Source organism: Clostridium tetani, assembly GCF_900167265.1.
In the GTDB taxonomy this organism is placed as follows: Bacteria; Bacillota; Clostridia; order Clostridiales; family Clostridiaceae; genus Clostridium_G; species Clostridium_G tetani.
In genome coordinates, this window is record NZ_FUWT01000029.1 from 1 (window position 1) to 6,310 (window position 6,310).

Here is a 6,310-nt window from a genome sequence, read left to right on the forward strand (position 1 = left end):
TTAAAGTTTCATGCGAAACCTTAACTTTATGCGGTATTAATCCTCCTTTCGGAGGGCTATTCCCCTCTTTGAGGCAGGTTGCCCACGTGTTACTCACCCGTCCGCCGCTAATCCACTTCCCGAAGGAAGCTTCATCGCTCGACTTGCATGTGTTAAGCACGCCGCCAGCGTTCGTCCTGAGCCAGGATCAAACTCTCAATTTAAAAGTTTAGTCTTTATCAACTATATATAATTGATAAAACCTTGCTCAATTACTATTTTTTGATTCTCAATAAGAATCGACTGGCTTATTTCTCTGTTTAATTTTCAAAGACCTATTTATCTGTCGCACTCAAGCGACTTTTATAGTATACAAGTTTTTTTTGAACTTGTCAACACTTTTTTATTGAATATTTATTTCAATAAATGTGTTGGTTTTAAAGTTCTGCGTTGTTCTTTCTCAACAACGTATTTCATTTTAACACATTTAAATTTACCTATTGAGTATTAAAACCTCATTTAATGATATTATCTTTTATTTGTTTATTATCTTTAGATTTATCTCCATATTCCATATAAAGATACACTTGATTCAGTTGTTTAATATAATACTCCCGAAAGTATACTTTCAGGAGTATTATAACCATAAGGTATAAAAATAATTACATATTCTTTATATATATACTTTCTTCATATATATCTACTAAAATATTTGTTCCTTCCTTCACTTCATTTCTAAAATATTGTTCAGATATTTCATCTTCAATATATCTTTGTATGGCTCTTTTTAATTCCCTTGCACCATATTTTTCGTCATAACCTACTTTTAATATAAAATCTTTAACCTCTTTTGTAAAATGTACTTTTATATTTTTTTCACTTAAATCTTCTGAAACTTCATCAAACATAATATCTATAATATCATAAAGCTCTTCTTTATTTAATTTTTCAAATATAACTATCTCATCTATTCTATTTATAAATTCTGGTTTAAATGTTTCTTTTAATGCATCCTTTATACTATTTTCAATTTGAATAGAATTTGTATTTCCGAAGCCTATGGAACTTTCTTTAAAATTAGTACCCAAATTAGATGTCATTATTATTACAGAGTTATCAAAAAAAACAGTTCTACCTTGATTATCTGTCAATCTTCCGTCTTCTAATACCTGCAAAAGCATATTAAAAATATCTGGATGTGCTTTTTCTATTTCATCCAAAAGGACAACTGAATATGGTTTTCTTCTAATTTTTTCAGTTAATTGCCCACCTTCATCATATCCTACATATCCAGGAGGTGATCCTATTAATTTCGAAGCTGTATGCTTTTCCATATATTCTGACATATCTATTCTTATTAAAGAATCTTCATCTCCAAATAATTCACATGCTAAAGATCTAACAAGTTCTGTTTTCCCAACCCCTGTTGGTCCTACAAATATAAAAGATGCTGGTCTTTTTTTACTTTTAAATCCTAATCTATTTCTTCTTATTGTTCTGGAAAGTTTACGTACCGCTTTATCTTGCCCAATTAATCTCTTATGAAGTCTTTGCTCAAGATTTAATAATTTTTCTGCTTCTTTTTCTCTTACTTTCTGAACTGGTATTTTGGTCCATGCTTCGATTACATACGCTATATCATCTACTGATAATTCTACTTTGCTTTTCTTCTCTAATTCTTCAACTTTATTCTTTAATTTGTATTCCTCTGTTTTATATTGAGCTGCTTTTTCATAATTTCCACTATTAGCTTCATTTAACATTTTATTTTGCAACTCTCCTAACTCTTCTTTAGCAATTTTAAATTCTACTAGATTCTTATTTCTTAAATTAACTCTAGAACTAGCTTCATCTATAACATCTATAGCTTTGTCAGGTAAATACCTATCTGTTATATATCTTTCAGATAGTTTTACAGCCTCCTCTATAATCTTTTTAGATATTTTAACTTTATGATAATCCTCATAGTATATTTTTATATTATTTAAAATTTCTATGGTTTCCTTAACTGATGGCTCCTCTACTAATATTGGCTGAAATCTTCTTTCTAGTGCAGAATCTTTTTCTATATATTTTCTATATTCTTCTAAAGTTGTAGCTCCAATAACTTGAATATCTCCTCTAGCTAAAGCCGGCTTCAATATATTTGCAGCATTTAACGCTCCTCCTTGAGCTTCCCCAGCTCCTATAATATTATGAACCTCATCTATAACTAATATGACATTTTCACTTTCTGTAACTTCATCTACTATAGCCTTCATGCGTCCTTCAAACTGACCTCTAAATTGAGTTCCTGCCACTACAGAAGTTAAATCTAATAAATATATCTCTTTATCAAACAATTTTATTGGAACATTTTTTTCTATTATTTTTACTGCTAATCCTTCCGCTATAGCTGTTTTACCAACTCCAGGTTCTCCAATAAGAATAGGATTATTTTTATTTCTTCTATTTAATATTTGAATTATCCTCTCTATTTCCTTGTCTCTACCTACTACAACATCTATTTTTTTATCCTTTGCCTTATCATTCAAATTTATTGCATATTTATCTAAGTTCCTTCTCTTATTTTTAAATTTGACTCTTGTTTTAACATTAGAATTACCTTCTGATTTATCCTTATTTCTTTCACTATTAGTATTTTCCTCATTCTTATCTTTATCTATGAAATCATCCTGCACTTTAAACATATTCATTCCATTCATATTATTAATCATGTTAGAAAATAAATCGTTATTTAAAAGTTCGTTTATATCCATATTATCTAATAATTTATTCATTTGTTCAGCATAAGTTTCCATATCCTCTGGAGTTACTCCTGCAGCTTCAATTATTTGATTTAAAGGCTGTATATTCATCTTTTTAGCACATTCAGCACATATCCCCACAATTTGAGGTTTTCCAGTTTCAAATCTAGTTGTAAAAATAGTAGCAACATTTTTATTGCATACAGAACATAGTTTCATATACTTCACTCCAATTTAGAATTTAATTAATTTAAGTATTGAAATTGTTATTATAGTATAACATAAACTTTAATTCTAATTTATTAAATAAGTATTAAATTATGCTTTACTTATTCTTTCCTTAATATACAATATAAATATATAATATAAGTAACTTTTTATTTAAACAAGGAGGTGTTAATATGAAAATTAGTTTCACATCCTTTTTGTCCATATTCTTCTTTATAAATATTATAATAATTACATTAGTTATAATATTAGAAAGAAAAAGACCAGAAAAAACCATTGCATGGCTTTTAATAATAACTCTATTACCACCTATAGGTATTTTTTTATATGTATTTTTAGGCCGAAATTGGAAAATTCATAAATTAAATAATGATTTTTCTCCTAAAATTAGAGAACTTATCTATAGATCTATGGATAAAATAGATGATCCTGATTATGTACCCCTTATTCATTTAATAGCTGAAAATAGTGAATCTCCTTTATTTCTAAATAATTCAATAGAAATATTTAAAGATGGTACAGAAAAATTTCAAGCTTTGAAAAGAGAAATATTAAATGCTAAACATCATATACATTTAGAATATTACATCGTAAAAAATGACATAATAGGTAATGAAATAAAAAATTTGTTAATAGAAAAGTCTTTAGAAGGTGTCGAAGTACGATTTATTTTGGATAGAGTAGGATCCATAAAGCTTGGTAAAGAATTCATTAATGATATGATTAAAAATGGTATTGATGTAGTTCAGTACTCATATTTTCTTGCTCCTTTACTAAAGAAAATAAATACTCAAGTTAACTATAGAAACCATAGAAAACTTGTCATTATAGACGGTGAAGTTGGATTTATTGGTGGTATTAATATTGGAGACGAATATTTAGGAAAAGGCGAATTAGGATATTGGCGAGATACTCACATAATGGTCAAAGGAGACTTTGTATTAGGACTCCAAGCCGTGTTTATAGATGACTTTTGGACAATAAAAAAAGCAAATAATGATAGTATTTTAATAAATACAGACTTTCATTCCTACTTTCCTAAGGTTAATCAATCTGGGAAAAAATTAATGCAGCTAGCTAAAAGTGGCCCTAATTCTCCATATTCATCAATTATGCAAGGAATATTAAAAATGATATATATGGCTACTGATCATATATACATCACAACACCATATTTTGTTCCTTCCGAAAGTATTATGGAAGCTTTAAAAATAGCTTGTTTGAGTGGAATAGATGTAAGAATTTTATTTCCTGGTCAATATGATCATTTTACAGTATACTCTGCTTCGAGAACTTATTTAGCTGAACTCCTAAAGTCTGGAGCCAAAGTTCATTTTTATGACGAAAATTCCTTTGTTCACGCAAAAATTATTACTGTAGATGGAAAGGTGTCTACTATAGGTACTGCTAATATGGATATTAGAAGTTTTGATTTAAATTATGAAATAAATGCTATAATATATGATGAAGAAACAACTATTAAGTTAGAAGAAATGTTTTTTGAAGATCTTAACCATAGTAAAAATGTAACAGAACAGGATTTCAATGAAACCTCTAACTTTATGAAGTTTATAGAAGCTATAACTAGGTTGTTTTCTTCTCTGCTATAAAGACTTTTAAGGAGGTATATTTATTAATAGTATAAAAGATTTAGAAGAAGAAATAAAAAAAATATGTGAAAATTATAAAGATGATGCTATAGGTGGGTGGGCTATGGGAAGTGGTCCTATTCCATGTGATATTTTATTTATAGGAGAAGCTCCAGGAAAAACAGAAGTAGAAGAAGGAAAACCCTTTGTAGGAGCAGCTGGAAAAAACTTTCAATACTATTTAGATATGATTAATTTAAACAGAAAAGATATAAGAATAACTAATACTTGTTACTTTAGACCTATTAAAATAAAAATGAGTTCCTCTGGAAGAAAAACTATAAGTAATAGACCTCCTAAAACATCAGAAATAAATCTTTTCCAACATATTTTAAAAAAAGAAATAGAAACCGTGAATCCTAAAATTATTATAACATTGGGAAATACACCTTTAAAAACATTCGATAATTACAATGCTACTATAGGCCATCGTCATGGTAGTTTGCTATTTAGTGAAAAATTAAATATGCATATATTTCCTATGTATCATCCTTCTGCATTAATATATAATAGAACAGATTCATTTAAAGAATCATATAAAGAAGATTGGTGTAAACTTGCAGATATATTAAAAGGATTTAAATAAAGCTTTCATTAATTAATGAAAGCTTTATTTAATAATTATTTTATTAAGTCATCATCTTTTCCATCTGTCATTGTAAAATTACAAGGTCCTCCCTCACAATTTTCTACTAATTCATCGTCTTCTGGTTTTAATATTGAATCATGTAATTCTTCTACTTTTGCATCTTCTATTTTGCTATCTTCCGTACTTTTATATTCCGTACATATATCTTCTGTATCACACTTTACTTCTTTTTTCTTATTAACTTTAGTTGATTTTTTAATATTATCAATTTTGTCTTCTAATTCAATAATTTTATTATATGATTCTCCTAATTGTTGACAACTATCTTCTAAATCCTTATCTATTATTTCTCCATTTTCATATTTAGAATATACAACTCTTCCTATCTCTCTATATAATTCTTCAATATTGTTTTTTTCTGATGATATATTTAAATTCAACTTAGAAATTTCAACAAATTCACTTGATTTTTGTGCTACCGTATTTGCCCCATCTCCCACAGTTTTAGCTATTTTTGATAATCCTATATTTATACTATTTTTAATTGACATATTAATCCCCCTCTCAATGGTATACGTAATATCATAATACAATACTATGTTATTTATGTCAATTTACTTAAAAATAGTTAATAAATCTTTAATATTATTTAAATGCAATAAAAAACTGTCCACAAATTAATTGTAGACAGTTTTTTTGGTGATCCACCGGGGAATCGAACCCCGGACACCATGATTAAAAGTCATGTGCTCTACCGACTGAGCTAGTGGATCATACTAACCTGGCAACGTCCTACTCTCCCACAAGGTCGCCCTTGCAGTACCATCGGCGCTTAGAAGCTTAACCATCGTGTTCGGCATGGGAACGGGTGTTACCTTCTAGCTATAATCACCAGATGTTGATTCACAGAAATCTCTGATTTCGTTTTGAATCAGTACTTCTCAGCTACGCTGAAGAAGTTTCCTTTGAAAGAATAATTCTTTCAAAATTGCACAGAGTAAATAATTTGATCAAGCCTTCGATCTATTAGTATCAGTCAGCTAAATACATTGCTGCACTTACACCTCTGACCTATCAACCTTGTGTTCTTCAAGGGATCTTATTGACTTACGTCATGG

At 28.6% G+C, this 6,310-nt stretch carries 4 protein-coding genes, 1 tRNA gene and 3 rRNA genes; 2 read left to right on the forward strand and 6 right to left on the reverse strand.

Translation table 11 applies throughout. The features are described from left to right. Together B5D21_RS13740 and B5D21_RS13745 are read right to left on the reverse strand one after the other, a co-directional pair. Positions 1-203, reverse strand: a 16S ribosomal RNA gene (locus B5D21_RS13740); the annotation flags it as partial. A gap of 438 nt (positions 204-641) precedes the next feature. Then, a complete protein-coding gene (locus B5D21_RS13745; protein ID WP_011098389.1) occupies positions 642-2,945 on the reverse strand; it encodes an ATP-dependent Clp protease ATP-binding subunit in 2,304 nt (767 codons plus the stop codon). Positions 2,946-3,133: 188 nt separating this feature from the next. On the opposite strand from B5D21_RS13745, the gene cls reads away from it, so the two are divergent. Together cls and B5D21_RS13755 are read left to right on the forward strand one after the other, a co-directional pair. Next, a complete protein-coding gene (gene cls / locus B5D21_RS13750) occupies positions 3,134-4,564 on the forward strand; it encodes a cardiolipin synthase (protein ID WP_171816094.1) in 1,431 nt (476 codons plus the stop codon). Positions 4,565-4,586: 22 nt separating this feature from the next. Next, positions 4,587-5,189, forward strand: coding sequence for a uracil-DNA glycosylase (locus B5D21_RS13755; RefSeq protein ID WP_035125523.1), 603 nt, complete (start codon positions 4,587-4,589; stop codon positions 5,187-5,189). Between the two features lie 35 nt (positions 5,190-5,224). On the opposite strand, the gene B5D21_RS13760 is transcribed toward B5D21_RS13755, so the two are convergent. The 4 genes from B5D21_RS13760 to B5D21_RS13775 form a co-directional block, all read right to left on the reverse strand. Continuing rightward, positions 5,225-5,743 carry a hypothetical protein gene (locus tag B5D21_RS13760; RefSeq protein ID WP_052040452.1) on the reverse strand — a complete coding sequence of 173 codons (519 nt, stop codon included), beginning with the start codon at positions 5,741-5,743 and terminating at the stop codon, positions 5,225-5,227. Positions 5,744-5,889: 146 nt separating this feature from the next. Then, positions 5,890-5,965 (reverse strand) — tRNA-Lys (locus B5D21_RS13765). A 6-nt stretch (positions 5,966-5,971) separates the two neighbouring features. After that, positions 5,972-6,088, reverse strand: a 5S ribosomal RNA gene (gene rrf, locus B5D21_RS13770). 110 nt (positions 6,089-6,198) lie between these two features. Then, positions 6,199-6,310, reverse strand: a 23S ribosomal RNA gene (locus B5D21_RS13775); the annotation flags it as partial.

Excerpts from the sequence above, each read along its gene's own strand:
- B5D21_RS13745 (WP_011098389.1), bottom strand. The coding sequence starts at position 2,945 with ATGAAACTATGTTCTGTATGCAATAAAAATGTTGCTACTATTTTTACA.
- B5D21_RS13760 (WP_052040452.1), bottom strand. The coding sequence starts at position 5,743 with ATGTCAATTAAAAATAGTATAAATATAGGATTATCAAAAATAGCTAAA.